We start from the raw sequence: 26711 nt of genomic DNA, 5'->3' as shown, positions 1-26711 counted from the left end.
TCACGGCTGGCTGGCCAGCTGGTTGATCTTGTCGGCGGCCTGCGAGAGCGCCGCGTCGACCGGGGTCTTGCCGAAGATCACCGACGAGGAGTAGGCGTCACGGAACGTCTGCCAGATGGTCACCGAGTTCGCGATGTTCGGCACCTCGGTGGTCCGGGCTGCCTGGTCCGCGAACAGCTTGTACTCCGGGTGCGACGTGAAGTAGTCCGGGTAGGTCGCGGCAAGGTTCTCGCGCAGCGGCATCTGACCGGTCATCTGGAGCAGCTTGCCGTCCTGGTCCTTGCTGGTGGCGAACTTGAGCAGGTCCCAAGCGGTGCCCTGGTTCTTGCAGGCCGAGTAGATGGCGATGTTCTTGGCGTCGGAGAAGGTGTGGATCTGGTCAGGGCTCTTACCCGTGGAGGTGGGAACCGGCACGACGCCCCACTTGACCTTCTTGCCATACACGGAGATGGCCCAGGGGCCCACCACCGCCATGGCCGCCTTGCCATCGGCGAACGAGTCGCCGTTGTACGCCTCCTTGGGGGACAGCCCCGCGGAGTACATGCTGGCCCAGAAGTTCGCGACCTTCTTGCCGGCGTCGGAGTTGAAGGTGGCCTTGCCCTTCTCCACCAGCTGCGTGCCACCGGTCTCCGCGGCATACAGCGGGTAGAAGTCGAACCACGACTGGAAGAACTCGCTGCTCGGTGCGGGCCAGATGGCTGCCTGCGCCGCGCCGCTCGCCTTGATCTTGCGGCTCGTCGCGAGGAACTGGTCGTAGGTGGCGAGCGGCGGGTTGGTGGTGTCGATCCCGGCCTTCTTGAACAGGTCCTTGTTGAAGAAGATCATCACGGGGTTGGACTTCCAGGGGATCTGGTAGAACTTCCCGTCCGAGGACTTGTACTGGTCCGCTGCCTTGCCGGTGCGCGCCTGCACGTATGCCGCGCCGCCACTGAAGCCGTCGAGCGCCACGAGTCCGCCCTGCTTCTGGAACTGCGGCACCGCCGCTGGTGCCGTGTTGAAGACGAGGCACGGCGCGTTGCCGGCCGTGATGGCCGCGCCGATGACCTCCTCAGAGGTCTTGCCGGCGGGAATCTCCTGGCCGGTGACGGTCTCCTTGGGGTTGGCGGCGTTCCAGGCCTTGATCATGGCCTGGCCCCAGGCGATCTCCTCAGGGTTGTTCGAGAGCCACACCTTGATCGGGCCCTTGGCCCCGGCAGCCGAGCTGCCACCGGTCGAGCCGCCGCCACCTCCGCAGGCCGCTGTCAGGCTCAACGCCACGACACCGACCGTTCCCATCACGAGCTTGGATCTCATTGCTTCTCCATTCGTCCGCGCTCCCGGGTGGAACGTCGTCGTTGTGCGGGCGCGGCGTGTGCCGCACCGGTGCTGACTGGGCCTGTCGATGCCCGGACCACGAGCGCTGGCGGGGCCAGCTCGATCGGGGTCGGCGGTGTGCCGTCGATGAGCTCCAGCAACCGGATGGCTGCGGCCGCGCCCCAGGCGATCGCGTCCTGCCGGACGCTGGTCAGGGCGGGCTGGAGGTGGGCGGCGATCTCCGTGTCGTCGAAGCCGACGATCGACAGCTGACCGGGCACGTCGACGCCACGGGACACCGCCAGCGAAAGACCCGCCATGGCCATGAGGTCGTTGGCGTAGATGACGGCGGTCGGCGGCTCCACGAGGTCGAGCAGCTGTCGCGTCGCCGCGGCCCCCGACTCGGCCGAGAAGTCCGTCTCGACGAACGGCGAGTCGGGCAGCCCTGCCGCGCGCAGGGTGCTGCACCACGCTTGCTTGCGCGACACCCCGTGCACCACGTCGCTCGGTCCGCCCACGTGGGCGATGCGCGTGTGGCCGAGGGCGATGAGGTGCTCGACGGCGGCGACGATGCCCGGCGCGTCGTCGGCGCCGACCACGGGCCAGTACGGGTTCTCGATCCCGGGGCCGACGATGACCGCCGGGAGCCCGATCTCGGCCAGGAGCGCGGGACGCTCGTCGTCCACCAGCAGGTCAGTGACGAAGACGCCGTCGACGCGGCCCTCGTCGGCCAGGCGGCGGTAGCTCTGCCGGGCCTTGTCCGGGTCGGTCACGACCTGCAGGAGCAACGCGTATCCCCGGTCGGACAACACGGTCTCCAGACCGGCGATGAAGGAGGGGAAGAACGGGTCGGCACGCAGGGTCTCGGGGCGCCTGGCCATCACCAGGCCCACCGCCAGGGCTTTCGACACCGACAGCGCCCGGGCCCGCGCACTGGGGGTCCAGCCCATCTCGCGAGCCACCTTCAGGATCCGCTCGCGGGTCGCCGGCGCGACACCGGGCCGGTCGTGCAGAGCGAACGAGACGGCACCCTTCGACACGCCCGCAGCGCGGGCCACGTCGTTGATGGTGGGGCGGGCCATGTCGCCACTAAACCGGTTTAGATGATGGTCTGTCAATGGGTAAACGAGGACGATCCGGAAAATTAGGGCACTGCGGCTCGGCCAAGGTGCTGGCACGACAGGAGGCCCGGACCAGTGGTCCGGGCCTCCTGTCGTGCCGCGCTGCTCAGCTGTTCCGCGTGGCTCAGGTCGTGCCGAGGTGGCATGACTTCCTCCCTGCGGGAGTCATGCCACCGCCGGCAGTCGCTCCGCCAGGAAGTCGAGCAGCGTCTGTCGGTCTTCCGGGCCGAACATGCCCGGACCGGCCACCAGTGCCGTCAGGCCGCTGGGCCGCAGGACGTGCATCCCGCCGACCTCGAGGTCAGCGACCCCGAGGGGGAGGAGGCCGTCGACGAAGCACAGGGCGCCGGTCACCGGGACGTTGTCGAGGCCGGCGGCCACGAGGATCAGCCGCAGCACCTCGACGCGCTGGGCGACGGCCCGCACAGCCGGGTTCATGACCCGCCCTCCGACGACGAGGTCGTCGCCGGAGCCGTCGACCCCGTCCGACGGACGGACCTCGATCGAGGCGTTCTTGAAGTGCAGCGCATCGATGACGTAGACGCCGGACGCCCCGATCGCGATGTGCTCGATGGGGCCGCGCCGACCGGGCACCCGCCGGTTGTGCAGGGTCAGGACGCCCTTCGCGGTCGCCGCGCCCAGAAGGGAGCGCACCGCCACGTGGGACTTGCTGACCTTCGGCTGGGACTGCTGGGTCCGGAACGACCGGACGGTCAGCAGGCGGCTGAACAGGCCCGCCCGGCGGCGGGGCGCCGCCGCAGGCATCGCCAGGTCCTGGACGGCTGCCGCTTCGTGCCGTGAGCGGCGCGTCTGCGCCTCGCCAGCAGCCGGGTCTGCCGTCGACGCCGGGGTCGCTGGAACGTCGATGGCGGGCAGGACCGCCGGCGCGGTCGCGGCTGCCGCGACCTCGGCCGGCAATTCCGCGACCTCGGCCGCCAGCGCGAGTGGCTCGTCCACCGGCTCGGCAACCGCCGTCTCGTCGACCAGCTCGTCAACAACCTCGCCAACGGGCTCGACCGTCCCGTCGAACGGCTCTGCAAACGTGTCATCAAACGTCTCGTCAACGGGGGGCGCGGCGGGGTCGGCCGGCCGTGACTGCTGGGACCGCGGCTTGCGTTGCGGCAGCGTGATCAGCTGGTCCGAGGCTGGGGCGTCCTGCCGCGCCGGGGCATCCGGCCCAGCTGCATCCGGCTCGGCGGAGGCTGGCTCGTCGGCGGGGACCGGTGCTTTGAGGGAGGACCACTCAGTCGGCACGTGCAGGACCTCGGGCGCGGGTTTGCCCGGCGTCGGCCCCGACCCTTCGCGCAGGGCTTTCAGCGTCGCCTCGATGATCATCGCGTCGGTCGTCCAGACGGCAGGAACGACGGCGGGACCGTTCCGCACGGCCTCGACCGGTCTGCTCTCGGGCCACTCGGCGGCCAGGCAGTCCAGGCACATCACACTCTCGTAGGCCGCGGCATACCCCGCCTGCTCGCCCGCCGGGACGAGCTCCCCACATCCGCACACTCCGGCGCGTTCCAACCTGACGATCTGAGGCACCATGGCGCCTACCCCCTTGGGTTTGAGATCGCCAATGTGGCACCGGGCGCTACCATCCGGCGGCCCTTTCTACCCCAAGGGGGCAGATTTGAGTACCAATCTTGTATACGTTTGGTTGAAACGGGTAAGGGTTTGCCCAATTCCGTCGCTGGATTGAAAACCCCGGCGTATAATCTCTCAGCCCTGAGTGCTCAGTGCCGACTCAAACGCCGACTCAATGCCGACTGAGTGCTGGTCGCCGCACTACCAGGTGACTTCCTTGCAGCTCGTGTGGGTGTCGGGCTCGACCTGGAGGGTGGCGTGCTCGACGCCGAACTGGCCGCGCATCACCTGCATGGCCTGGTCGAGCACCCCGTGGGCGTCAGCGTCCTGCGCGGTGACCAGATGGGCCGTCGCGACGTTCATGCCTGACGTCAGGGTCCAGACGTGCAGGTCGTGGACGTCACTCACGCCGGGGACACCGGCGAGGGCCAGGGCCACCGTGTCGGCGTCCATCCCGGCAGGGGCGTGCTGTCCGAGGACCACCAACACCTCACGTCCGAGCATCACGGCCCGCACCGCGACGAAGGCCGCGATGGCCAGGGCGACCCCGGTGTCCCACCAGGCGCTCCCGGTGGCCGCCACCAGCGCGCCGGCAGCGACGACGCCGACCGAACCCAGCGTGTCGGCCACCACCTCGAGGTAGGCGCCCCTGACGTTCAGGGACTCCGCGGCGCCTCCGCGCAGAAGGGTCAGGCACGCGATGTTCACGACCAGACCGACCGTGCCGACGACGAGCATCGGTCCCGAGGCGACCTGCGGGACGACCCCGATCCTCGCGACCGCCTCGACGGCGATGTAGCACGAGACGCCCAGCATGAGCAGGACCGCCAGACCGGAGGCGAAGACCTCCGCGCGGTAGGAGCCGAAGGTCCGCCGACCGGTGGTGTCGGGGCGGGCGGCGATCCGGGTCGCGACGAGCGCGGCTCCGAGGGCCACCACGTCGGCAGCCATGTGGCCGGCGTCGCTCAGGAGCGCCAGCGAGCCGGAGGCAAGGCCGGTGACCAGCTCGACGACGAAGAAGGCGGCGACGAGGACGAAGGCGGTGCGCAGCCGCCATCGGTGAGTCGCACCCGGGCGACCGTGCGTGTGGCCGCTCACGGCGCCACGCCATGCTTCACGCAGCGCATGTCCCGATCGTACGCGCCGCAGAGGTAGTATCGGATGAACCGGCCCCAGGCCGTGCCGCACCACCGGTGACGACTCCTCGAAGCCGTGCGGACCTCGAGCCCTGGTCGTCGGCTGCATGCGTGGGCGAGACGTCGGGGTTGGCCCGCCCAGCTGTCCCAGCACTGCGGGATCGCGGAGCGCACGGTCCTTCGGGCCTGGGCGGCTCGGCGTCCCATACCGCCCGGCCGCGCGACTGCGCGGCACCGTCGTTCCGCCCGGCCCGCTCGACCGCGGGCATCCTGAGGAGGAGTTCTTGGCTCAACGAGGCCAGCGCCAGTCCGGCGGCCAGCGCACCCAGCGGCGTGGTCGTCCCCTCGACAACGAGGGGATCATCCCGGTCCTCGCGCGGGCTGTGCGCGAGGTGGAGACGGACGCGCAGCGCGGACGCGTCAAGCCCGCGGGACGGGTCAAGTTCCAGGTCATCGCCCTGCTGGTGCGCGAGGAGCGGGCGCGGGTCAAGGCCGACCCCACCGTCACCCCCGCCGAGCGCGAGGCGCAGCTCAAGCGGCTCGACGGCGTCGCGACGATCCTGGCCAAGACCGCAGCGCGCGACACCTCGCTGCTCGCCCTGCTGGCCGAGGATGCCGTCGTCAGCGGCGCGGCAGCCGGCCTGCGCCGTGACATGTTGCGCGCCGCCGGTGCCGAGCCGGAGCCCGAGGTGGTCGAGGAGGCCGACCCCACAGCCACGACGGCCCCGCCGGAGCGGCGCGCCGTGCCCCAGTCCGTCGTCGCCCGCCAGCTCGCCAACCCCTTCCTCGCCCCCGACTTCAGCGCGGTCGCCACGCGCCGGCCGACCACGGGCCGACTGGCCAGCTGGGAGCTGCTCGGACCCCTCTTCAGGGCCTTCGAGTACGGCGGCGACTCGTCCTGCATGGACCTGCCCGAGCCGGACCACGTCCTGCGCGGGGCCGGTGAGCTCCAGCTGATGCACCACCAGGGGCAGGTCGTCGCTGCCGCCGCGGCCGGCCACCGGAGCTTCCTCCTCGCGGACGAGCCGGGTCTGGGCAAGACCGCGCAGGCGCTGCTCGCCGCCCAGGCCGCGAACGCCTACCCGCTCCTGGTCGTCGTCCCCAACGTGGTCAAGGCCAACTGGGCCCACGAGGCCGAGCTGTGGACCCCGAGTCACCCCGCGACGGTCATCCACGGCAACGGGGACACCATCGACGGCTTCGCCGACATCGTCGTGGTCAACTACGAGGTCCTCGACCGCCACGTCGGGTGGCTCGGTGACCTCGGCTTCCGCGGGATGGTCGTCGACGAGGCGCACTTCATCAAGAACAAGACCTCGCAGCGCTCGCAGCACGTCCTGCAGCTCGCCGAGCGGATCCGCTCGCGCACCCCCAACCCGTTGCTCATGGCGCTCACGGGCACCCCGCTGATCAACGACATCGAGGACTTCCGCGCGATCTGGCAGTTCCTGGGCTGGATCGAGGAGAAGAAGCCCCGCCACGCCCTCATGGCCGCGCTCGAGGAGACCGGCCTGACCCCCGCGGACTCCGGGTTCTACGCGGCGGCCAGGGCGAGCGTCATCGACCTCGGCATCGTCCGTCGCCGCAAGGTCGACGTCGCCGCCGACATCCCCGCCCGGCGTGTGGCGGACCTGCCCGTCGAGCTCGACGACGACGCCGGCCGGTCCATCCGGGCCGCGGAGCAGGAGCTGGCGCGGCGCCTGGTCAAGCGGTACCACGCGGCGCTCGCTGCCCGCACGTCCGGAGTCGTCGTCGAAGGGATCGACCACGACCTGGTGCGCCGGGTCGCGACCTGGGAGCGCGAGGAGGGGAGCAAGGCCAAGTCCGGCGACAACGTGTTCACCGTCATGCGGCAGATCGGCCAGGCCAAGGCCGGACTGGCCGCCGACTACGCCGGACAGCTGGCGCGCAGCGTCGGCAAGGTCGTGTTCTTCGCCAAGCACATCGACGTCATGGACGTCGCGGAGGAGACCTTCGCCAGGCGCGGTGTCAGGTACGCCTCGATCCGCGGCGACCAGAGCGCCAAGGTGCGCAAGGCGAACATCGACGCCTTCGTCAACGACCCCGACGTCGCGATCGTCGTCTGCTCGTTGACCGCCGCCGGCGTCGGCATCAACCTGCAGGTCGCCTCGAACGTCGTGCTGGCCGAGCTGTCCTGGACGGCGGCGGAGCAGACCCAGGCGATCGACCGCGTCCACCGCATCGGCCAGGACGAGCCGGTCACGGCCTGGCGCATCATCGCCGCCCAGACCATCGATGCCAAGATCGCCCAGCTCATCGACAGCAAGGCCGGGCTGGCTGCCCGGGCCCTCGACGGTTCCGACGACGAGGTGGGCTCGTCGGCGGACGTGCAGCTCGAGGCTCTCGTGGCACTGCTCGTCGACGCCCTCAGCGAGGAGCTCGGAGCCGCCGACGGTGCGGACCGTGTGGTCGACGAACCTGTCGTGGGCGGTTCCACCGTCACGGCCGCTGGGCCGTCCGGCGCTGTGGCCGTGGCTGCGCCCGTCCCGACGCTCGACCTCTTCTCCACGACGGAGCTGTCGGCCACTCAGTAGCCGCGGGCGCCGCGTCGCTAGGCGGGCCAGCGGTTGCGCGTGATCCGGCCGCCCAGGACCGATGCCGTCATGGCGACCGGTCCGTCCGGCAGGACGAACAGCTCGTACTCGCCTTCGGCCACCGACGGGTAGACGAGGGTGTGGATCACGCCATCGCCCTCGGGTCGCGCGACCACCGCGACGTGAGGGTATGCCGGGTGGGCGTGTAGGTGCCTGTCCCCGCCACCGTGCGAGTGGTCCTGGGAGTGGCCCCTGGAGTGGTCGTGCGAATGGTCATGGGAGTGGGCGTGCGAGTGCGTGTGGCCATGCGTGGCACCGACCGGGCGGAGCTCCACCTCGAGCCCTTCGGTGTCCGTCGGCATGACCACCACGAGGGCGCCCACGTCCCCGCCGATGTCGAGCAGGACCGGTCCCTGACCGGCATACGGGTTCTCGCTGTTGCCGCCCATGGCGGCCTCCTTGCTGGTTCGTTGCTGCTGTCGCGGGCCGTGGCGGGCCGTGGCGGCACCCGGCTGGTGGTCCCCGGGCGCCGCCACGACGCTCTCAGCCCCCGGGGGTCCCGGGAGTGGTCTGGTACCCCCCGGCCGGGTGGCCGAGGTAGGGGAACGCGTCGAGATATGCCGCGTTCGTGTTGGAGGTCCCGTCGGTGACGACACTTGCCGCCCCGTCCGGGACGAAGGTCGGGTCGACCAGCGGGATCGTGGCACCGGCCACCGCCCGCAGCTCGATCGTCACGACGTCGTCGATCACCCGCCGGCCGTTGGGGAAGCCGGCCGCGTCACCCGCGACGAGGCCGATCGGGTTGGGGTTGGTCGTGGTCGGGGGCACCGCCACGTTGAGCCGAAGCATGTCGGCCTGGGTGCTTCCGGTGTAGTTCTGGAAGCCGGGCACGACGCCCTTCGGGATGCCGGTGAGCAGGATGGCGAGCAGGTCGGCCCGGTCCTTGGTGTACGCCGCCAGGTGCGGGAACACTCCCGGATAGAGGGCAGGCAGCAGGCGTGCCAGCTCAGGTCTGGCGACGTAGCTCGCGTAGTGGGAGTCGTCGTGGGGCGCGCTGGAGTTCCAGCGGTCCTTCTTGGCCATCGGGGTGATGACCTCGTTGAACAGCGGGTTCCCCAGGCGGGAGACCTGGCTGTACGGCCCGCGCCAGGAGTGGCTTCCTCGCTCGGCGTCCCAGATCCGCGACTTCTGCCGGCTCGCCGTGGCCCAGACTCCGATGACCGAGCCGGGGTCGAGCGGGTCCGTCGGCGTCGTGCCCCGGCGGGTGAGGTCGGAGATCGGGACCTGGAGCGCGATGCTGTGGACGTTGAGGCCCTGGGTGCCGTTCACGCCCACGGCAGCCGCAGACGGGATGAGGTGCAGCATCTGGAAGGGCCGCAGCGTGCCGAGGTCGAAGATGCTCCCGAGGTCGACGTGGAAGCCCTCGGCGCGTTGTCCCGCGAACACGGTGCGGCCACCCTGGATCGAGTGCACCGCCTGACTGGCCAGTGCGGTGTAGCTCGGGGTGCTCCGCGGGCCGATGTTGACCGGGGGACAGGCAAGGTGGCTCGCCAGCAGCCGGGCTCGGTCGCCGCGCGCCACCCGGGTCACGGAGTACGACTGCGGACGGTTCCAGGCCGGGGAGTCGATCGAGTCGATCGGACCGGTGTTGTAGAGGAAGGTGGAGTCGTTGCGGACCTTGGTGCGGAACCGGAACTGGTACGTCACGTCGGGTCTGGCGTCGCCCCGGTTGCTCACGTGGATCTCGTAGAGCACCTCGTCCCCGAACTCGTAGAAGTTCGGCCCGCCCTGGGGGTTCTGGAACGGGATGAAGTTGGCGAGCAGGGTGACCGTGTCGGGCTTGTCAGGGCTGACGAAGGCGTAGACGTCGGTGTTGTCGGCCACCGGGTCCTTGGAGACCTCCGGAGCCTCGCGGTGAGAGGACATGGGTCACCTCCTCGCGGCCCGGGTGAGGCGGCGGACCAGGTCGGCGTCCTGCACGACCACCTCGTCCTCACCGAACAGGATGGCCACGCGACCCGTCGTCACGTCGTCGATGTAGGCGACCAGTGGCTGGCCGTCCGGCTTCGCTGCGTCCGGGCTGGAGGCGTGGGGGGCGGCCAGCGCCCCAGGTGCGGCTGCGACAGCCGCTGCAGCTGCGGCGCTCGACCCGGCCGCAGCCAGGAAGATCCGCCGGGATGTATCGCTCATGTGCTGACTCCTTCAGAGGGCGCGGGCACCCTGAACCCACGCGTGCGGGCGGCCAGGCCAGCGGGGGCATCACCTCGTCGCTGACGTGACCCACCTCACATTCGATGCCGGTCGTCAGACGGATGGGTCCCGCCAAGAGACGAAATTTCTGCGTGCTCTGCCGGATGGGCCGCCGTGTCAGTCGGCGTCGGCCGTACGCAATCCCTCGGCGAGGCGGTGAGCGGCCGCGGCCACGGCGTGGCCCAGGGGGACGGTGCCCTGACCCACCTCGAACTGCGCGCCCCCGCCGACGTGCACGGTGAGCCGCGGCCGGGCCGCGCGCAGCGCCGCCACGGTCTCGCGCGCGGGCAGCACGTCGGCTGCCGTGGGGACCCCGAGGACCACGACGGCCGGCTCGTGGTGCTCGACCACGGCGACCCAGTGCTGCGCAGGCAGGTCGGCGCCGAGGTACACGACGTCGACGCCCGCCCGCCGCAGGACCACCGAGAACGCCAGGATGCCGAGCTCGTGGTGTGACCCGCGGGCCAGGCCGACGGTCACCCGCGGCCCGCGCGGTGCAGTCGACACCGCCTCCATGGCTGCCCCCAGCCGCCGGTGGAGCGTCGCGCTGACGACGTGCTCCCCGGCGACGTCGACCCGCCCGGCCTTCCACTGGTCCCCGAGCATCTGCAGGGCTGGCATCAGCCAGGTGTCCACGACCTGTTCGAAGCTGCCGGCTGCGAAGGCCCGGTCGACCGCCTCGCCCACGGCGGCCGGATCCATCTCGGCGGCGCCGCGGGCCAGCGCCGTGACGTCCCAGGCTCCTGCGGCCACGGGCGCGTCCGGATCAGGCCCACCTCCCGGCGCCCCGGTGCTCCGCACGTCGCCCTGCCCGACGACCCCAGAGCTCTCCGCCGCTGCGCTCGCGGCACCTCCGCTCCCGGCCCCCGTCGTGGCCGACAGGTAGGCATCCCACGGCTGCTGCCGGGCCTGCGACGCGGTGTCGGTGGTGTCGGCGCGCAGGTGCTCGGCGGCCTCGCGCGGCGACCAGCCGGCGGCCACCAGGGCGCCCATGGCCCGGAGCAGCTGGAGTCCAGGCTCGTCGTACAGCCGGTAGCCGCCCTCAGTACGGACCGGCGTGACCAACCCGTAGCGCCGTTCCCAGGCGCGCAAGGTGGCGGACGGCACGCCGGTCAGTCGAGCGGCGTGCCCAATCGTGTACACGGTGGCAGGGTCCCACATCGCTCATGGGCAGCGTCCCGGATCGGCATCCAGCAGCGTCCGGGACCGGTGCTCGGCGACGCTCCGGGAGCGTGCTGGGCGGCGCTCCGGATCCTTGGGCAAACCATGGACAGCAATCGCCTCGTGGGGCTCTGCCTGCTGACAGGATGTGGCCATGAGCCAGCCGGTCCTGCCGCAGCCGGCGGTCGGCTGGGCGGCATACGGGCGGCTGGTGCAGTGACCCAATCCATCCGGTGGGGCGCACCGAACCACTGTCGACCCGTCACCCAGAACGGATGGACCACCATGCCTGCACCACGCCGCGCCGTCATCGGCAGCGGGATCGCCGGACTCGCCGCAGCCCACGTGCTCAGCACGCAGGGTCCGGTCACGCTGTACGAAGCCGACGACCGTCTCGGCGGCCACGCCGACACCCACGAGGTGGAGGTCCATGGCCGCACGATCGGTGTCGACACCGGTTTCATCGTGCACAACGACCGCACCTACCCGACCCTGCTGCGGCTCTTCGCCGAGCTCGACATCGCGACGCAGGAGTCGGACATGAGCATGTCCGTCCGCGACGACGAGAGCGGCCTGGAGTATGCAGGGGCGCGGGCGGCCAGGGGCCTCTTCCCGCGGCTGCGCAACCTGACGGACCCGGCCTACCTGCGCATGCTCACGGAGGTGAAGAAGTTCCACCGCGAGGCGCGAGCGGTGCTGGCCCGGGAGGCCACCGACGCCGACCGCGACGAGACGCTCGGTGCGTTCGCCGCGCGCTGTGGTTTCAGCCCCTACTTCTCGCGCCACTTCCTCGAGCCGGTCGTGGCCGCGGTCTGGTCCTGCGACCCGGCGGTGTCACAGGAGTACCCGGCCCGCTACCTCTTCGAGTTCCTCGACCACCACGGCATGCTCACCGTGTTCGGTTCGCCGACCTGGCGGACCGTCACCGGCGGGTCCCAGCGCTACGTCGAGGCGCTGGCCGCGGGTCTCGCCGACCTCCGGCTGTCCACCCCGGTCCGGTCCGTCCTCGAGACTGCCGACGGGGTCGTCGTCACGGACGCCCATGGTCACAGTGAGTCCTTCGACTCCGTCGTGATCGCGGCCCACCCGCACCAGGCGCTGGCCATGCTGGCAGAGCCGACCCAGGACCAGCGCGACGTCCTCGGGGCAATTCGCTACTCCACCAACATCGCCCAGCTGCACACCGACGAGTCAGTCCTGCCCCGGTCTTCCGGTGCCCGAGCGTCGTGGAACTACTGGCGACGCGCCGGGGTCAGCGGGACCGGCGTGCTGGTCACCTATGACCTCACCCGGCTGCAGCGGCTCGACGTGCCGGATCGTCGCTTCCTCGTCACACTGAACGGCGTGGACTGCGTGGACCAGAGCCTGGTCATCGACACGATGAGCTATGAACACCCGCTCTACACGCCGGAATCCGTTGCAGCGCAGCGGCGTCTGCCGCAGCTCAACTCGGCCCGGGTCGCCTTCGCCGGCGCGTACCACGGATGGGGCTTCCACGAGGACGGCGCCCGGTCGGGTGTCGCCGCGGCGGCTGCCCTCGGGGTTCCCTGGAGCGTCGCAGAGCCCCACGCCGGGGTGGCCGCCGACGCCGACATCGCCGGGGTCGCCGAGGTGACCGGGACCGCCGGACGCGCGCAGCTGCTCGGTGAGCGGGAGGCGGAGGGCGACCTGGAGGAGGTGGGCGCACGGTGAAGGCCTCTGCGTCCACGCGCATCTACGCGACCTCGATCGTCCACTCGCGCACGTCGCCGATCCAGCACCGGTTCACCAACCGCAGCCACACCTGGCTGGTGGACCTCGACGACCTGCCGCGCCTGGGTCTGCTCCGCCGGCTCGCCAGCTTCGAGTCCCGTGACCACCTGGGCACTGCGGCGCGCAGCCTGCGCGAGAACCTCGACACCTTCCTGGCCACCCAGGGCGTCGACCTCGAGGGCGGCCAGATCCTCATGCTGACGATGCCTCGCGTCCTCGGCACGGTGTTCAACCCGATCAGCGTCTACTGGTGCCACACCCCTGACGGCCGCCTCGCCTGCAACGTCGTGGAGGTCCACAACACCTACGGCGACCGGCATGCGTACCTCGTGCACGCCGACGAGCACGGTCACGCCGAGGTGGACAAAGCCCTGTACGTCAGCCCGTTCAACGACGTGTCCGGCCGCTACCGGCTGACCATCCCGGCTCCCGGTGACAAGGTCCACGTCCGGGTCGTCCTCGAACGCCCGGGTCAGGACCCGTTCGTGGCCGGCCTGCGTGGACGCGCCCTGCCGGTGCGGACCGCCACGGTCGTGCGGCTCGCGATCACCCAACCCCTCGAACCCCTTGCCGTCGCAGCGCGGATCCGCTGGCTCGGCATCCGCCTGTGGTTGCGCCGCCTTCCGGTGCAACCGCGCCCTTCCCACCACCAGGAGGCCGTCCAGTGACCACCGCCGCCGCACGCCTGTCCACCCGGCCCGTGATCGACGCCAGCCGCTGGCCCGACCTGACCGCCCGCCGCGCCAAGGCGCGGCGGGCCGTCGAGGGCGCCGTCGCCCGCCGGATCTTCCTCTCCGTCGCGCGGCGCCTGCCGGTCCGCATCCAGCTCGGCCGTGAGGCCATCGTGGGCGGTGCCGCCACCGACCCCCAGGCGCCGCTCATGGTCCTCGACCGCCCCGACGCTTTCTTCGCGGCGCTCGGGGCGGGGGGACTCATCGGCTTCGGCGAGTCGTACATGGCGGGCGACTGGCACGCCGACGACCTCGGCGGCCTGCTCGAGGTGTTCGCCGCCCAGATGGGCACCCTGATCCCCGAGCCGCTGCAGAAGCTCCGCGCCTTCTACGTCGCCCGTGCGCCGCGCACCGAGCGGAACACGACGCAGAACACCCGCAGCAACATCGCCCGGCACTACGACCTGTCCAACGACATGTTCGCCACGTTCCTCGACGCCACCCTCAGCTACTCCTCGGCGCTGTTCACCGGCGACGAGCAGTCGGGTCACGCCGTCGCGGGGGAGAGCGTCACCACGAGCACTCCGCGGCTGGCGCCCACCTGGGACCAGCTCGCGGACGCCCAGCGTCGCAAGGTCGACCGGATGCTGGACTCCGCCGGGGTGGCCCAGGGCTCCCGCGTCCTGGAGATCGGCACGGGCTGGGGTGAGCTCGCCATCCGCGCCGCCGCCCGGGGCGCCACCGTGCTGTCGGTGACGCTCTCGAGCGAGCAGCAGGCCCTCGCGCGTGAGCGCATCGCCGCCGCGGGGTACAGCGACGCCGTGTCGGTCGAGCTGCTCGACTACCGCCTGGTCGAGGGTGAGTTCGACGCCGTCGTGTCCGTCGAGATGATCGAGGCCGTGGGGCACCAGTACTGGGCGGAGTACTTCCGCAAGATCGACAGCGTGCTGGCGCCCGGCGGCAAGGTCGCCATCCAGGCGATCACCATGCCGCACGACCGGATGGTGGCCACGAAGTACACCTACACGTGGATCAACAAGTACATCTTCCCCGGCGGGTTCCTCCCCTCGACCGAGGCGATCGTCGACGTCAACCGCGACCACACCACCCTGCACGTCAGCGAGCGACTGTCGTTCGGGCAGCACTACGCCGAGACGCTGCGGCTCTGGGACGAGCGCTTCCTGTCCTCCCTCGACCGGGTCCGCACGCTCGGGTTCGACGAGGTGTTCGACCGCATGTGGCACTTCTACCTCGAGTACTCGCGGGCCGGTTTCCGCTCGGGCTACCTCGACGTCCAACAGCTCGTCCTGGAGCGGGAGCAGGGCCGATGACCACCATGGACAGAGTCGAGTCCCCTACTGCCGCTGAGGCATCCGGCATCGCGGGCGAGATCGCCGCCGCGCTGGCACCCTTCGTGGGCGGTGACCTGCCCGTGCGCCTCAGCGCCTGGGACGGCAGCGCGGCGGGCCCCGCCGACGCGCCGCACGTCACCCTGCGGTCGCCGCGGGCGCTGCGTCGGCTGCTGCGCCACCCGGGGGAGCTCGGGGCGGCCCAGGCCTACGTCACCGGCGAGCTCGATGTCGAGGGCGACCTCGATGCAGCCCTCACGCACGTGTGGTCGGTGGCCCAGCAGCGGCAGCTCAGCGGCATACGGCCCACTCCTGCGGCGATCGCCGCGCTGCTCAAGGTCGCCCGCTCGGCCGGCGCCATCGGGCTCCCGTTGCCGGCTCCGGCCAGCCAGGCGGTGCTGAAGGGCCGCCTGCACAGCGTGGGGCGTGACCGTGAGGCCATCCACCACCACTACGACCTGTCCAACGACTTCTACAGCCTCATCCTCGATCCGCACATGGCCTACTCCTGCGGCTACTGGCGGTCCACCGCCTCCGACTACACCGTCGAGGACGCCCAGCGCGACAAGTTCGAGCTGGCGGGGCACAAGCTCGGGCTGGGCCCGGAGTCCAGGCTGCTCGACGTCGGCTGCGGCTGGGGCTCCATGAGCCTGTATGCCGCGGAGCACTTCGGCGCGCGGGTCACCGGGGTGACCATCGCGGCCGAGCAGAAGAAGTTCATCGATGCGCGGATCGCGGAGCGCGGGCTCCAGGACCGCGTGGAGATCCGGCTGCAGGACTACCGGGAGGTGCCTGACGACGGGTTCGACGCGGTCGTGTCGCTCGAGATGGGCGAGCACGTGGGCCAGCGCAACTACCGGACGTATGCCGCGGTGCTGCACGACCGCGTGCGTCCCGGTGGTCGCGTCCTGGTGCAGCAGATGTCGCGCCGCGGCCGCCATCCCGGGGGCGGGCCGTTCATCGAGTCGTTCATCGCCCCGGACATGCACATGCGCCCGGTGGGCGAGACCGTCGACCTCATCGAGAGCTCGGGTCTGGAGGTGCGCGACGTGCACGCCCTGCGCGAGCACTACGTGCGCACCGTGGCCGCCTGGCACCGCACGTTCGAGGACAACATCGACCAGGTCGTCGGCCTCGTCGGCGAGGAGGTGGCCCGGGTCTGGCGGCTCTACCTCGTCGGCGGCGCGATGGCTTTCCGCGACGGCCGCATGGGAGTCGACCAGATCCTCGCCGTCCGCCCGGACGACGGCGCCTCCGAGCTCGAGCCGGTGCGTCCGGCGGCCTGGTCCTGATGTTCGACACCACGAACTTCCTTGCGGTGGCCGGCTTTTCACTCCTGGCCGTCGTCGTGCTCATGGTCGGCACCGCTGTCGAGGGCCATCGCCAGGGCCGGGTCAGCGTCGTCGACACGACGTGGGGTCTGGGGTTCGTGGTCGTCGCCGCGGTAGCTGCTCTGGTGGGCGACGGCGCGGGCTGGCGTCGGCTGCTGCTGTTCGTCGTCGTCGCCCTGTGGGGGCTGCGGCTGGCCAGGCACATGCACCAGCGCAACCACGGCAAGGGTGAGGACCCGCGCTACGCGCAGATGCTGGCGCAGGAGAGCGGCAACCCGACGCTGGTCGCGATCCGCAAGGTGTACGGAGTCCAGGGGCTGGCGGTGTGGTTCGTCTCGCTGCCGATCCAGGTCAGCGCGGCGAGCGGCACGGGGGTCGTCCCCGTGGCTGCCGTCGGGCTCCTGCTCTGGCTGCTCGGGGTCACCTTCGAGGCGCTGGGGGACAAGCAGCTGAAGGACTTCAAGGCCGACCCCGCGAACAAGGGCACGGTGATGGACCGCGGGCTCTGGTCCTGGACGCGCCACCCCAACTACTTCGGCGACTCCTGCGTCTGGTGGGGGATCTGGCTGGTCGCGGCGAGCGCCTGGCCCGGTGTCCTGACGGTGCTGTCGCCGGTGGCCATGACCTACTTCCTCGTGTTCGCGACAGGGGCGCGGCTCCTCGAGAAGCACATGGCCGAACGCCCGGGCTACGCGGCCTACCAGCAGCGCACCAGCTACTTCCTGCCGCGCCCGCCACGGCGCTGACCCGCACCAGACGGGGGCAAACTCCCGCAAACCCACGCCAGAACCGCTACTGTCCTCGATTGGCGGGCAGGGCGCCACGAGTCGGGTGAGCGGAGGTGGACTTCGGTGGACGCTGCCGGGCTGGACGCTGCCGTCGCCGCGGCGAGGGAGGGTGACGGAGCCGCCTTCGGGCGGCTGTGGCAGGAGCTCTCCCCGCGGGTGGCCGGGTACCTGCGCTGGCACGGCGTCGCGGACGTGGAGGACGTCACGAGCGAGGTGTTCCTCGCGGTGTTCCGACAGATCGGGCGCATCTCGGGCGAGGGCGCAGCCTTCCGTGCCCTGGTCTTCACCGTGGCGCACCGCAGGCAGGTCGACTGGCACCGCCAGCGGACCCGTCGTGGACCCTGGCTGACGTTGGACGACGCCGGACCCGATCCGTCGGTGCCCTCGGCCGAGAGCACCGCCCTGGCGCTCCTCGCGCAGACCCACGTGCTCGAGGTGCTCGACACCCTCACGCCGGACCAGCGGTCCGTGCTCGTGCTGCGCGTGGTGGCCGACCTGACCCTGGAGGAGACCGCCGCGGTGCTCGGCAAGGACCTGGGCGCGGTGAAGTCGCTCCAGCACCGCGGCCTGGCGGGGCTGCGGCGAAAGCTCTCGCCCGGGCCGTATCCCTCGGACGTGCTCGCTCGATTGAACCCCCGACATGCCTGAACCCGAAGACCTCACCTCCCGCGGACTGCACGTGCCCGCCAGCGACCCGGCGGCGCCAGCCGTCGAGGCGTTGCGCGCCGTGGCATCCCACGGACCGGTGGCGGCCAGCGCCGAGCTGGCCGCGTTCTTGGACGACCCCATCGGTCAGGGCGCCGGCGCCACCCCCCTCTCCAGGAGCGACCTCGTGACCGTTGTCCGACTTCCCATCCGCCGTGCCAGCCGTGTCGCCGTCGCCGTGGGCGCCGCACTCGCGCTCGCCACCATGGGCGGCGTGGCCGTGGCCGCGACCGGTGGCGGCCACCACCGTGAGCCGGCCCAGGTCCGGCAGGACGACCCGGGCGACACCTCGACGACGTCGCAGGCCACCGAGACCGAGACCCCGTCGGGTGAGCCCTCGACGGACACCGAGACCTCGACGGACACCGAGACCACGCACCCCGAGGCGTCGGACACCGCAGATGCCGCCGACCCGGCCGGCGGGACGCACACGGCGAGCGGGACGCACACGGCCAACCCGATCGCGGCGGCCAACCACCACGACGGGGTCGGCAGTGACGACCAGCACGCCGACGTGAACGGGGGCGGTCCGGTGGACCACCACGCCCGGCACTCCGCGACCGCTCACGCGACCGGAGACAGCCACCGGCAGAAGGCTCCGTCCTCGAAGCACGGGGGCGGCTCGCACCGGCACTGACCCACGGGGCGCGGGGCTAGAGTCCGGCCGTGGACTGTCTCTTCTGCCGGATCGTCGACGGCGCGGTGCCCGCGACCGTGGTGCTCGACGAGCCGTTCACGATGGGCTTCCTCGACACCCGGCCGGTCTTCAAGGGCCACGTCCTGCTCGTCCCCAAGATCCACGTCGACACCCTCGTCGACCTCCCCGCGGAGCTGCTGCCGGTCCTGATGGGGGCGGCCCAGCGGATGTCCGCGGCGGTCGTGCGCGGCCTGGGGGCGCAAGGGTCGTTCGTCGCCGTGAACAACGTGGTGTCGCAGTCCGTGCCACACCTGCACGTGCACGTCGTGCCCCGGACCAAGGGTGACGGGCTGCGGGGCTTCTTCTGGCCGCGCACCAAGTACTCCTCGCAGGACGAGGCGCAGGAGTATGCCGCGCGGCTGGCCGCGGTTCTCGCGCCACCACCCGCCTGACCGGGGTCGGGGTCGGGGTTCAGAGCCTCGCTCGTCTGTCGGGGGATGCTGGCAGGATCAGACTCGTGCGCAGCCACTTGGTGACCTCCTCACCGCTCGGAGAGCTGACCCTCGTGGCGCAGGACGGCGCCCTCGTCGCGTGCCTGATGGACCTGCCCGACCGCCACCCGTCGGACGAGAGCCTGGGCGTGCTCGCCGAGGACGGGTCTGGCGACCCGGTGCTGGGTGAGGCCGCTGCCCAGCTCACGGAGTACTTCGCCCGGGAACGCACCGAGTTCTCGCTGCCCCTGGCGCCCGAGGGAGACGACTTCCAGCAGAGGGTCTGGGCGCTGCTGTGCGAGATCCCGTACGGCCAGACCCGCAGCTACGGTGACCTCGCCCGGGTGCTCGGCGACGTCAACCTCAGCCAGCGGGTCGGCTGGGCCAACGGCCGCAACCCCATCAGCATCATCGTGCCGTGCCACCGAGTCATCGGAGCCGACGGCGCCCTCGTCGGGTATGCCGGGGGACTGGAGCGCAAGCGCTTCCTGCTCGGCCTGGAGGAGCCACCCGCGGACGAGGCCGACCGCCTCTTCTGAGACTCGGTCCTCTTCCGAGATTCGGTCCTCCCTGAGACTCGGTCGCCAAGGCGTGAGACGACGGCGTGATGCGCATCGCATTCCCCGCACAGCTGCGTGGCGGCGGCATACCCGGGCTCGTAAGGTGGTTGACGAAAGTGGCTGGTTCACAGCACGCGTCAGCGAGGACGGCACACCCACCCGGGGTGGCCGTCCTTCGACTTTCACAGGAGAGTGTTGGCATGACCGCGCAGCAGGTACCCGCAACACCCCGCCACCGAGTCGTCGTGGTCGGATCCGGTTTCGGCGGCCTGTTCGGCACGCAGGCGCTCAAGCACGCCGACGTCGACATCACGCTGATCGCCAAGACCACGCACCACCTGTTCCAGCCACTGCTCTACCAGGTGGCCACCGGGATCCTCTCCGAGGGGGAGATCGCTCCGGCGACGCGTGAAGTCCTTGCGCGGCAGCGCAATGCGCGCGTCCTGCTCGGCAACGTGACCCACATCGACCTCACCGCGAAGACGGTGACCTCCCGGGTGCTCGACCGCGACACGGTGACCCCCTACGACACCCTGCTCGTCGCGGCCGGGGCGGGTCAGTCCTACTTCGGCAACGACCACTTCGCCCAGTTCGCCCCCGGCATGAAGTCGATCGACGACGCCCTCGAGCTCCGTGGCCGCATCTTCAGCTCGTTCGAGTGGGCCGAGCTGGCGAGCACCACCAAGGAGATCGAGCGACTCATGACGTTCGTCGTCGTGGGCGCCGGACCGACCGGGGTGGAGATGGCCGGCCAGATCGCCGAGCTGTCGCGCCGCACCCTGCGCAGGGACTTCCGCCGCATCGACACGAGCCGGGCGCGCATCGTGCTGCTCGACGCCGCGCCCACCGTGCTGAGCGCCTTCGGTGACCAGCTCGGCGCCAAGGCCGCCCAGCGGCTCGCCGAGATCGGCGTCGAGGTCCAGCTGGGCGCCAAGGTGACCGGGGTCGACGCCACCGGCATCGACGTCGAGGACGCCGACGGCACCCACCGCCGCATCGAGTCCGTCTGCAAGGTGTGGGCGGCCGGTGTCCAGGCCTCCGAGCTCGGCGCGCAGCTGGCTGCGCAGTCCGGGGCAGAGCTCGACCGGGCAGGTCGGGTCGCCGTCAACGACGACCTCACGCTGCCCGGCCACCCCGAGGTGTTCGTCGTCGGTGACATGGCCTCGCTCAAGGGCTACCCGGGCGTGGCGCAGGTCGCCATCCAGGGGTCGCGGTACGCCGCCGAGCAGATCCACCGCCGACTCGCGGGTAAGCCGGAGAAGGGACCGTTCGAGTACCACGACAAGGGCTCCATGGCGACGATCTCCCGGTTCAGTGCGGTGGCCTCCATCGGCAAGCTGCACTTCACCGGATTCATCGCCTGGGTGCTGTGGCTGGCGGTGCACCTCGTCTACATCATCGGTTTCAAGCACCGGCTCACCACGCTCCTGCACTGGACAGTGAGCTTCCTCGGCAGGGGACGGTCCGAACGCACAGTGACCGAGCAACAGGTGTTCGCCCGCACGGCGATCGAACAGCTCGGGTCGGGGTACGCCCCCTCGCTGCCGCGGGTCCCGGCCGACAGGCGACCGCCGACGCAGTCCGTCGCGCAGGCCCGCGAAGAGGGCAGCCGCGCCCTCTGACCGCGTCGCCCGCTGGTTGAGATTTCACGTGCGCGGCCGGGGACTCGCCTAGGGTGGCGCCATGCCGCTGGACTACCCGATCCACGAGATGACGCTGGCCAACGGCCTGCGGGTCGTCGTCTCGCCCGACCCCTCCGTCCCGACCGTCACCGTCAACATCTGGGTGAACGTCGGTTCGCGCCACGAGGTGAGCGGACGCACGGGCTTCGCCCACCTGTTCGAGCACCTGATGTTCCAGGGATCGCGGCACATCGCCAGCGGTGAGCACTTCACCCGGCTGATGGCCGAGGGGGGCCGGCTCAACGCGACGACGTGGTTCGACCGCACCAACTACTTCGAGACGGTCCCCAAGGGTGCCTACGAGCTCGCCCTGTGGATGGAGGCCGACCGGCACGGCTTCCTCCTCGACGCGGTCACCCAGGAGAACCTCGACAACCAGCGGGACGTGGTCAAGGAGGAGAAGCGCCAGCGGTACGACAACGTCCCCTACGGCAACGCCCTGATCGAGGTGTATGCCGCGGCGTTCCCCCCGGGCCACCCGTACCACCACCCCACGATCGGGTCCATGGAGGACCTCGACGCTGCCAGCCTCGAGGACGTGCACGCGTTCTTCCGCCGCTTCTACGGGCCGAACAACAGTGTGCTCACCCTGGTCGGCGACCTCACCCCCGAGGACGGCTTCGCCGCGGCGCAGCGCTACTTCGGCCACCTCCCTGCTTCGGCCGAGCCCGCTCGACCCCCCGTCGCGCCGCTCGAACCGGTCGACGAGCCGGTCCGCGTGGACCGGCTCGGGAACGTGCCGAACGACCGGATGCACATCGCCTTCCGGCTGCCGGTCGACAACACCGACGAGTTCTTCGCCGCGGGACTGGCCATCGACGCCCTCGGCGGCCTCTCGACCTCGCGGCTGGTGCAGCGGCTGGTCCGGCACGAGCAGGTGGCCAACGCGGTGCAGGCCCACGCCATGGGCTTCGTCGACGGGGTGTCGCTCGGCTTCCTGGTCATCGACGTCGCCGACGGGCAGGACCCGGAGGGGGTCGAGGCCGCGGTGGTCGAGGAGCTCGTGCGGTTCGCCGCGCAGGGGCCGACGCAGGTCGAGATGGAGTCCGCGATGGCACAGTCCGAACGCTCGTGGCTCTCGGCGCTCGCCGGCCAGGAGGAGCGGGCCGACCTGATCAGCCAGCACGTCCTGCTCCACGACGACAGCCAGTTCGTCAACACCTTCCTCGACCGCATCGGGCAGGTCAGCGCCGAGGACGTGCGCGCCGCGGCGGCCAGGTGGCTGCGCCCCGAGAGCCGCGTCGTGGTCCGTCACCTCGCCGTCCGCGACGAGGAGGAGGTGGCATGACGACGTCGACCGAGTCAGTCGAGGGACTCGCTGACGGGACCCCGCCGCGCCCGGAGGTGCAGCCCCCCGAGGGGTGGCGCTTCGCCACCCCTGCTCGGGACACCCTGGGCAACGGCATCGAGCTGCTCAGCTACGACATCCCCGGCCAGTACGTCATCTCCGTGCGCACCGTCCTGCCGTTCCCGCTGTCCGTGGAGCCCCGTGAGGTCGAGGGGGTGGCGACCATCATGGCTCGTCTCCTGGACGAGGGGACGGCCGAACACTCGCCGGAGGAGTTCGCGGAGCTGTTGGAGCGCAAGGGAATTGCCCTTGGCGCCTCGGTCACGGACGGGGGTCTGGGCGTCGACCTCGACGTGCCGAAGCGCCATCTCGGCGACGCCCTCGACCTGTTGCGACAGGCTCTCGCCGAGCCCGTCTTCCCCGAGCCCGAGGTGGACCGGCACCGCAAGACCAGGCTCGCCCAGATCGAACAGGAACGAGCGCTGGCGCCGCAACGCGCAGCGCAGGCCTTCATCGCCACGCACTTCGACGAGGGGGACCGCGCGTCGCGACCCACCGCGGGGACGACGTCGAGCATCACGGCGCTGACCCGCGAGGACATCGTGGCCTTCCACGCCGAGCGCGTGGGACCCACCGGCATGACCGCCGTCATCGCCGGCGACCTGTCGGGGCTGGACGTCCGCGAGCTCGCCGAGGCGACGCTCGGCACCTGGGTCAGCCCGACCCACGTCCCGGCGCCGGGGCCGACCGAGGCCCGACGTGCGCAGGACGCCGCCCGGGTGGTCTTCGTCGACCGACCCGGGTCGGTGCAGACCGAGCTGCTGGTGGGATGGACCGGACCGGACCGCCGCGCCCCCGCCGGCTGGGCGGCATACCCCGTGCTGGGGTTCATGGTCGGCGGTTCGCCCAACGCGCGCATCGACGCCGTCCTGCGCGAGGAGAAGGGCTACACCTACGGCATCCGCTCGGTGTTCCGACCCCGCCGCGTCGGCGGCCTGTTCCTCACCTCGGGCTCGGTGCGGGCCGACGCGACCGTGGAGGCGGTGCGCCTGCTCCTGGACCTGCTGGCATCGGGCCGGGATGGCTTCAGCGCCGAGGAGGTGCGGTCCGGCGTCGACTTCATCAGCAAGACCGCGCCCGGACGCTTCGCCACCGCGGACGCCGTCGCCGACGAGGCCGCGACGATGGCGCTGGACGGGCTCACCACCGACTTCACCTCCCAGACGCTCGAGGCGATGCGCGACCTGGACGGTGAGCGCCTCACCGCCGCCTACCGTGAGTGGGTGCAGGGGGAGTGGACGGTGGTCATCGTCGGCGACGCCAGCACGTATGCCGATGGGGTGCGTGAGCTCGGGATCGGCGACGTCACGGTGGTTCCCGCCTGAGACAAGGGTGACGGGTCAGGCGCGGGCGTCCGTGCCCAGCCGGGCCAGGACCTCCTCGTGCAGCAGGCCGTTCGTGGCGAGGGCGTTGCCGCCCCACGGCCCGTCCTTGCCTGCCAGCGAGGTGAACCGGCCGCCGGCCTCGGTGACGATGGGGACCAGCGCCGCCATGTCGTAGACGGCGAGCTCGGGTTCGGCGGCGATGTCGACGGCGCCCTCTGCGACGAGCATGTACGACCAGAAGTCGCCGAACGCGCGCGTTCGCCAGCAGTCGTCGGTGAGCCCGAGGAGCTCCTCCTGACGGTCGACGTGCCGCCAGCCCTTGAGGTCTGAGTAGGACATCGAGGCGTGGGAGAGGCTCGAGACCGCGGAGACATGGATCTGCTTGGCGGCGGCGAGGCTGCGCCCCGACCAGGCCCCGGACCCGTTGGCTGCCCACCAGCGACGACCGAGGGCGGGAGCCGCCACCAGGCCGAGCACCGGCATCTCGTTGTCGACCAGGGAGATCAGCGTCGCCCAGACGGGCACGCCGCGGACGAAGTTGTGGGTGCCGTCGATGGGGTCGATCACCCAGCGTCGGGGGCCGTGACCAGTGGTCTCGAACTCCTCGCCCTCGACCGCGTCCCGCGGTCGGGTCCGCTTGAGCTGGAGGCGCACCATCTCCTCGGCCGCCTTGTCGGCGTCGCTGACCAGCGAGAGGTCGGGCTTGGACTCGACGACGAGGTCGTGCGCCCGGAACCTGGCCATCGTGATGCGTTCGACGGCGTCCGCCAGGACATGGGCTAGGCGCAGGTCATCGTCGTAGGGCACCTTCCCACGCTAGCCCGTCGAGCCTGGCGGACGTGGGAGGCCTGTGTCGCGACCTCTCGCGGCGGATGCCAGGACGGAACGCACCTTTTATCACGAAACACGACCAAACGGGGGCAAAAGCCATCTCGGCCGAAGATCCGCTCACATCTCGGCGGCAGGACGATCACGTTTTTGTCTCGGGTTGGCCCAGAGCGTCGCGTTTGCTTCGTCCTTGCCCTTTCATGGGTGCCACGACACACGAACGCCCTGTGCGTTGCAGGGCTGTGCCCAACTCGGTGCTCAGCCTGGAACGACCGCCCACCATCTGGGCGGCAGACCCTAAGTAGGAGGACGTCAATGCGAGGAATTACTCGCACGGTGGCCCTGGTTGCTGGAATCTCGTCCGTCGCGCTGCTCGCTGCAGCCTGCGGTGGCGGCAACAGCGGCAGCACCACCAGCTCCAGTGCTGGCGGCAAGACCGGCGGCGCTGTCACGGTCCGCGGGTGCAACCCCCAGAACCCGCTCATTCCGAGCAACACCACCGAGACCTGTGGTGGCAACGTGCTTGACGCGATCACCGCCAAGCTCGTGCACTACAACCCTGAGACTGGTGCCCCCGAGAACGACATCGCGGACAAGATCAGCTCGACGGACAACCAGAACTTCACCGTCACCCTGAAGAAGGGCTACAAGTTCTCTGACGGCACCGAGGTCAAGGCCCACAACTTCGTGGACGCCTGGAACTACGCCGCCTACGGCCCCAACGCGCAGTCCTCCGGCTACTTCATGGAGCCGATCGAAGGCTTCGGCGCCACCCAGTGCACCGGCACCGGCACCGACCCGTGCGCGGGCGCCGGCAAGGCCAAGAGCAACAAGCTGACCGGTCTCGCGGTGAAGGACGACTACACCTTCACCATCAAGACGACCGAGAAGGTCTCCAACATGGCCGTCCGTCTCGGCTACTCGGCCTTCGCGCCGCTGCCGGACTCGTTCGCCAAGGACCCGGCCGCCTACGGCGAGAAGCCCGTTGGCGCTGGCCCGTACAAGCTCGACAGCTGGACCAAGAACACCGAGATCAAGCTCAGCAAGTTCGCTGGCTACTCGGGCAAGTTCGGCGGCAAGCTCGACAACATCACGTTCAAGATCTACCAGGACGAGGAGGCCGCCTACAACGACGTCATCGCCAACCAGCTCGACGTCACGGACCAGGTCCCCTCGTCGGCGATGATCGATGACAAGTACAAGACCGACCTGCCTGACCGCAACGCGAACAAGGCTGTCGGCGTCATCCAGACCATCACCTTCGCGCCGACCAAGGTCGACCCGAACTACGCCGACCCGAAGATCCGTCAGGCCATCTCCATGGCCATCGACCGTCCGACGATCATCAAGCAGATCTTCAACAACACGCGTAAGCCCGCCACCGGCTGGGTCTCCCCGGTCGTCGACGGCTACAAGGCCAACCAGTGTGGCGAGTGGTGCACGTTCGACGCAGCCAAGGCCAAGGCCAAGCTCGCCGAGGCCGGTGGCTTCAAGGGTGGCAAGATGACCCTCGCCTACAACGCGGACTCCTCGCACAAGGCGTGGACCGAGGCCACCTGCAACTCGATCAAGACGTCGCTCGGTGTCGACTGTGTCGCGACCCCGGTCGTGGACTTCGCCACCTTCCGCACGCAGATCGCCAGCCGCAAGATGAAGGGCATGTTCCGCACGGGATGGCAGATGGACTACCCGTCCATCGAGAACTTCCTCGCCCCGATCTTCAAGACTGGTGCATCGTCCAACGATGGTGACTACAGCAACCCCGAGTTCGACAAGCTCCTCAACGAGGCTGCTTCCCAGACGGACCCGGCTCAGGCCAACGCCAAGTACCAGCAGGCTGAGGCGCTGCTCGCCAACGACATGCCGTCCATCCCGATGTGGTACTCGACTGCCACCTTCGGCTGGTCCAACAAGGTCACCGGCGTGAAGATAACCGCATTCGGCACCATCGACTTCTCCAGCCTCGCGCTGAAGTAAGTCCCCCCGGACCGCCCACCTCAGGGTGAGCGAATCCAGATAGCGTCGTCGGCCTGCCGGCCTAAGTGCCGGCAGGCCGACGGCCTGTCCGGGGTCAGTCTGGGGTTACCCCTCCGGATGACTCCGACCCGTCCACAACGACTATGTTGTGACAAGCACCGGCGGGCACG

The 26711-nt window shown here is 70.5% G+C and carries 23 protein-coding genes; 14 read left to right on the top strand and 9 right to left on the bottom strand.

Annotation, left to right across the window (positions count from 1 at the left end; genetic code table 11):
- From BJ986_RS03020 to BJ986_RS03005, 4 genes are all read right to left on the bottom strand, one after another.
- Positions 1-1293: an ABC transporter substrate-binding protein gene (locus tag BJ986_RS03020; protein WP_179420662.1), complete on the bottom strand. Its 1293-nt coding sequence runs from the start codon at positions 1291-1293 to the stop codon at positions 1-3.
- Entirely contained in the window at positions 1290-2375 is a 1086-nt protein-coding gene (locus BJ986_RS03015; RefSeq protein WP_179420661.1) for a LacI family DNA-binding transcriptional regulator, read from the bottom strand. Before BJ986_RS03015 ends, BJ986_RS03020 begins: the two co-directional genes overlap by 4 nt.
- Positions 2376-2579: 204 nt before the next feature.
- A complete protein-coding gene (locus tag BJ986_RS03010; protein ID WP_179420660.1) occupies positions 2580-3956 on the bottom strand; it encodes a hypothetical protein in 1377 nt (458 codons plus the stop codon).
- 240 nt (positions 3957-4196) lie between these two features.
- The gene (locus BJ986_RS03005; protein ID WP_179420659.1) at positions 4197-5093 is read right to left on the bottom strand and encodes a cation diffusion facilitator family transporter; all 897 of its coding nucleotides are present in this window, start codon (positions 5091-5093) and stop codon (positions 4197-4199) included.
- 322 nt (positions 5094-5415) lie between these two features.
- Between BJ986_RS03005 and BJ986_RS03000 the strand changes: the two genes are divergently transcribed.
- Positions 5416-7686, top strand: coding sequence for a DEAD/DEAH box helicase (locus BJ986_RS03000; RefSeq protein ID WP_179420658.1), 2271 nt, complete (start codon positions 5416-5418; stop codon positions 7684-7686).
- Between the two features lie 17 nt (positions 7687-7703).
- Here the strand turns inward: BJ986_RS03000 and BJ986_RS16550 are convergent, their stop codons facing one another.
- The 4 genes from BJ986_RS16550 to BJ986_RS16545 form a co-directional block, all read right to left on the bottom strand.
- Positions 7704-8135: a hypothetical protein gene (locus BJ986_RS16550; RefSeq protein ID WP_179420657.1), complete on the bottom strand. Its 432-nt coding sequence runs from the start codon at positions 8133-8135 to the stop codon at positions 7704-7706.
- Positions 8136-8229: 94 nt separating this feature from the next.
- Entirely contained in the window at positions 8230-9612 is a 1383-nt protein-coding gene (locus BJ986_RS02990) for a DUF4331 domain-containing protein (RefSeq protein WP_179420656.1), read from the bottom strand.
- Between the two features lie 3 nt (positions 9613-9615).
- Positions 9616-9876, bottom strand: coding sequence for a hypothetical protein (locus tag BJ986_RS02985; RefSeq protein ID WP_179420655.1), 261 nt, complete (start codon positions 9874-9876; stop codon positions 9616-9618).
- Between the two features lie 177 nt (positions 9877-10053).
- On the bottom strand, positions 10054-11097 hold the full coding sequence (locus BJ986_RS16545; RefSeq protein WP_179420654.1) for a MerR family transcriptional regulator: 1044 nt from the start codon (positions 11095-11097) through the stop codon (positions 10054-10056).
- A gap of 285 nt (positions 11098-11382) precedes the next feature.
- Between BJ986_RS16545 and BJ986_RS02975 the strand changes: the two genes are divergently transcribed.
- From BJ986_RS02975 to BJ986_RS02920, 12 genes are all read left to right on the top strand, one after another.
- Positions 11383-12789 (top strand): NAD(P)/FAD-dependent oxidoreductase, encoded by a 1407-nt coding sequence (locus BJ986_RS02975; RefSeq protein WP_179420653.1) that lies wholly within the window; start codon positions 11383-11385, stop codon positions 12787-12789.
- Positions 12786-13517, top strand: coding sequence for a DUF1365 family protein (locus BJ986_RS02970; protein WP_179420652.1), 732 nt, complete (start codon positions 12786-12788; stop codon positions 13515-13517). The genes BJ986_RS02975 and BJ986_RS02970 overlap by 4 nt, the downstream gene beginning before the upstream one ends.
- Positions 13514-14851: a class I SAM-dependent methyltransferase gene (locus BJ986_RS02965; RefSeq protein ID WP_179420651.1), complete on the top strand. Its 1338-nt coding sequence runs from the start codon at positions 13514-13516 to the stop codon at positions 14849-14851. Before BJ986_RS02970 ends, BJ986_RS02965 begins: the two co-directional genes overlap by 4 nt.
- Complete coding sequence (locus BJ986_RS02960) at positions 14848-16161, top strand: SAM-dependent methyltransferase (RefSeq protein ID WP_179420650.1); 1314 nt, start codon at positions 14848-14850, stop codon at positions 16159-16161. The genes BJ986_RS02965 and BJ986_RS02960 overlap by 4 nt, the downstream gene beginning before the upstream one ends.
- Positions 16161-16946, top strand: coding sequence for a DUF1295 domain-containing protein (locus BJ986_RS02955; RefSeq protein ID WP_179420649.1), 786 nt, complete (start codon positions 16161-16163; stop codon positions 16944-16946). Before BJ986_RS02960 ends, BJ986_RS02955 begins: the two co-directional genes overlap by 1 nt.
- A 105-nt stretch (positions 16947-17051) precedes the next feature.
- On the top strand, positions 17052-17636 hold the full coding sequence (locus BJ986_RS02950) for a sigma-70 family RNA polymerase sigma factor (RefSeq protein WP_179420648.1): 585 nt from the start codon (positions 17052-17054) through the stop codon (positions 17634-17636).
- Entirely contained in the window at positions 17629-18330 is a 702-nt protein-coding gene (locus BJ986_RS02945) for a hypothetical protein (protein ID WP_179420647.1), read from the top strand. Before BJ986_RS02950 ends, BJ986_RS02945 begins: the two co-directional genes overlap by 8 nt.
- 29 nt (positions 18331-18359) lie before the next feature.
- Positions 18360-18782, top strand: a complete 423-nt coding sequence (locus BJ986_RS02940; RefSeq protein ID WP_179420646.1) for an HIT domain-containing protein — start codon at positions 18360-18362, stop codon at positions 18780-18782.
- A 65-nt stretch (positions 18783-18847) separates the two neighbouring features.
- Positions 18848-19360 (top strand): methylated-DNA--[protein]-cysteine S-methyltransferase, encoded by a 513-nt coding sequence (locus BJ986_RS16540; RefSeq protein WP_337794717.1) that lies wholly within the window; start codon positions 18848-18850, stop codon positions 19358-19360.
- A 221-nt stretch (positions 19361-19581) separates the two neighbouring features.
- On the top strand, positions 19582-21003 hold the full coding sequence (locus BJ986_RS02930) for an NAD(P)/FAD-dependent oxidoreductase (RefSeq protein WP_179420645.1): 1422 nt from the start codon (positions 19582-19584) through the stop codon (positions 21001-21003).
- Between the two features lie 61 nt (positions 21004-21064).
- Positions 21065-22351: a M16 family metallopeptidase gene (locus BJ986_RS02925; protein ID WP_179420644.1), complete on the top strand. Its 1287-nt coding sequence runs from the start codon at positions 21065-21067 to the stop codon at positions 22349-22351.
- The gene (locus tag BJ986_RS02920; protein ID WP_179420643.1) at positions 22348-23736 is read left to right on the top strand and encodes a M16 family metallopeptidase; all 1389 of its coding nucleotides are present in this window, start codon (positions 22348-22350) and stop codon (positions 23734-23736) included. Before BJ986_RS02925 ends, BJ986_RS02920 begins: the two co-directional genes overlap by 4 nt.
- 15 nt (positions 23737-23751) lie before the next feature.
- Here BJ986_RS02920 and hisN read toward each other — a convergent pair whose 3' ends face one another.
- Positions 23752-24543: a histidinol-phosphatase gene (hisN, locus tag BJ986_RS02915; protein ID WP_179420642.1), complete on the bottom strand. Its 792-nt coding sequence runs from the start codon at positions 24541-24543 to the stop codon at positions 23752-23754.
- Positions 24544-24879: 336 nt separating this feature from the next.
- Here hisN and BJ986_RS02910 point away from each other — a divergent pair, with 336 nt between their 5' ends.
- Complete coding sequence (locus BJ986_RS02910; protein WP_179420641.1) at positions 24880-26541, top strand: peptide ABC transporter substrate-binding protein; 1662 nt, start codon at positions 24880-24882, stop codon at positions 26539-26541.
- The last annotated feature ends 170 nt before the right edge of the window (positions 26542-26711 follow it).

This window comes from Pedococcus badiiscoriae, assembly GCF_013408925.1.
Classification (GTDB): Bacteria; Actinomycetota; Actinomycetes; order Actinomycetales; family Dermatophilaceae; genus Pedococcus; species Pedococcus badiiscoriae.
This window is presented reverse-complemented; position numbering and strand designations above follow the sequence as displayed.

Bases quoted from the DNA above. Each gene is read 5' to 3' on its own strand.
- BJ986_RS02955 (WP_179420649.1), top strand. From the start codon at position 16,161: ATGTTCGACACCACGAACTTCCTTGCGGTGGCCGGCTTTTCACTCCTG.
- BJ986_RS03020 (WP_179420662.1), bottom strand. From the start codon at position 1,293: ATGAGATCCAAGCTCGTGATGGGAACGGTCGGTGTCGTGGCGTTGAGC.
- BJ986_RS03015 (WP_179420661.1), bottom strand. From the start codon at position 2,375: ATGGCCCGCCCCACCATCAACGACGTGGCCCGCGCTGCGGGCGTGTCG.
- BJ986_RS02990 (WP_179420656.1), bottom strand. From the start codon at position 9,612: ATGTCCTCTCACCGCGAGGCTCCGGAGGTCTCCAAGGACCCGGTGGCC.
- BJ986_RS02930 (WP_179420645.1), top strand. From the start codon at position 19,582: ATGACCGCGCAGCAGGTACCCGCAACACCCCGCCACCGAGTCGTCGTG.
- BJ986_RS02920 (WP_179420643.1), top strand. From the start codon at position 22,348: ATGACGACGTCGACCGAGTCAGTCGAGGGACTCGCTGACGGGACCCCG.
- BJ986_RS02910 (WP_179420641.1), top strand. From the start codon at position 24,880: ATGCGAGGAATTACTCGCACGGTGGCCCTGGTTGCTGGAATCTCGTCC.
- BJ986_RS02945 (WP_179420647.1), top strand. From the start codon at position 17,629: ATGCCTGAACCCGAAGACCTCACCTCCCGCGGACTGCACGTGCCCGCC.
- BJ986_RS02985 (WP_179420655.1), bottom strand. From the start codon at position 9,876: ATGAGCGATACATCCCGGCGGATCTTCCTGGCTGCGGCCGGGTCGAGC.
- BJ986_RS03010 (WP_179420660.1), bottom strand. From the start codon at position 3,956: ATGGTGCCTCAGATCGTCAGGTTGGAACGCGCCGGAGTGTGCGGATGT.
- BJ986_RS02925 (WP_179420644.1), top strand. From the start codon at position 21,065: ATGCCGCTGGACTACCCGATCCACGAGATGACGCTGGCCAACGGCCTG.
- BJ986_RS02960 (WP_179420650.1), top strand. From the start codon at position 14,848: ATGACCACCATGGACAGAGTCGAGTCCCCTACTGCCGCTGAGGCATCC.
- BJ986_RS16545 (WP_179420654.1), bottom strand. From the start codon at position 11,097: ATGTGGGACCCTGCCACCGTGTACACGATTGGGCACGCCGCTCGACTG.
- BJ986_RS02975 (WP_179420653.1), top strand. From the start codon at position 11,383: ATGCCTGCACCACGCCGCGCCGTCATCGGCAGCGGGATCGCCGGACTC.
- BJ986_RS16550 (WP_179420657.1), bottom strand. From the start codon at position 8,135: ATGGGCGGCAACAGCGAGAACCCGTATGCCGGTCAGGGACCGGTCCTG.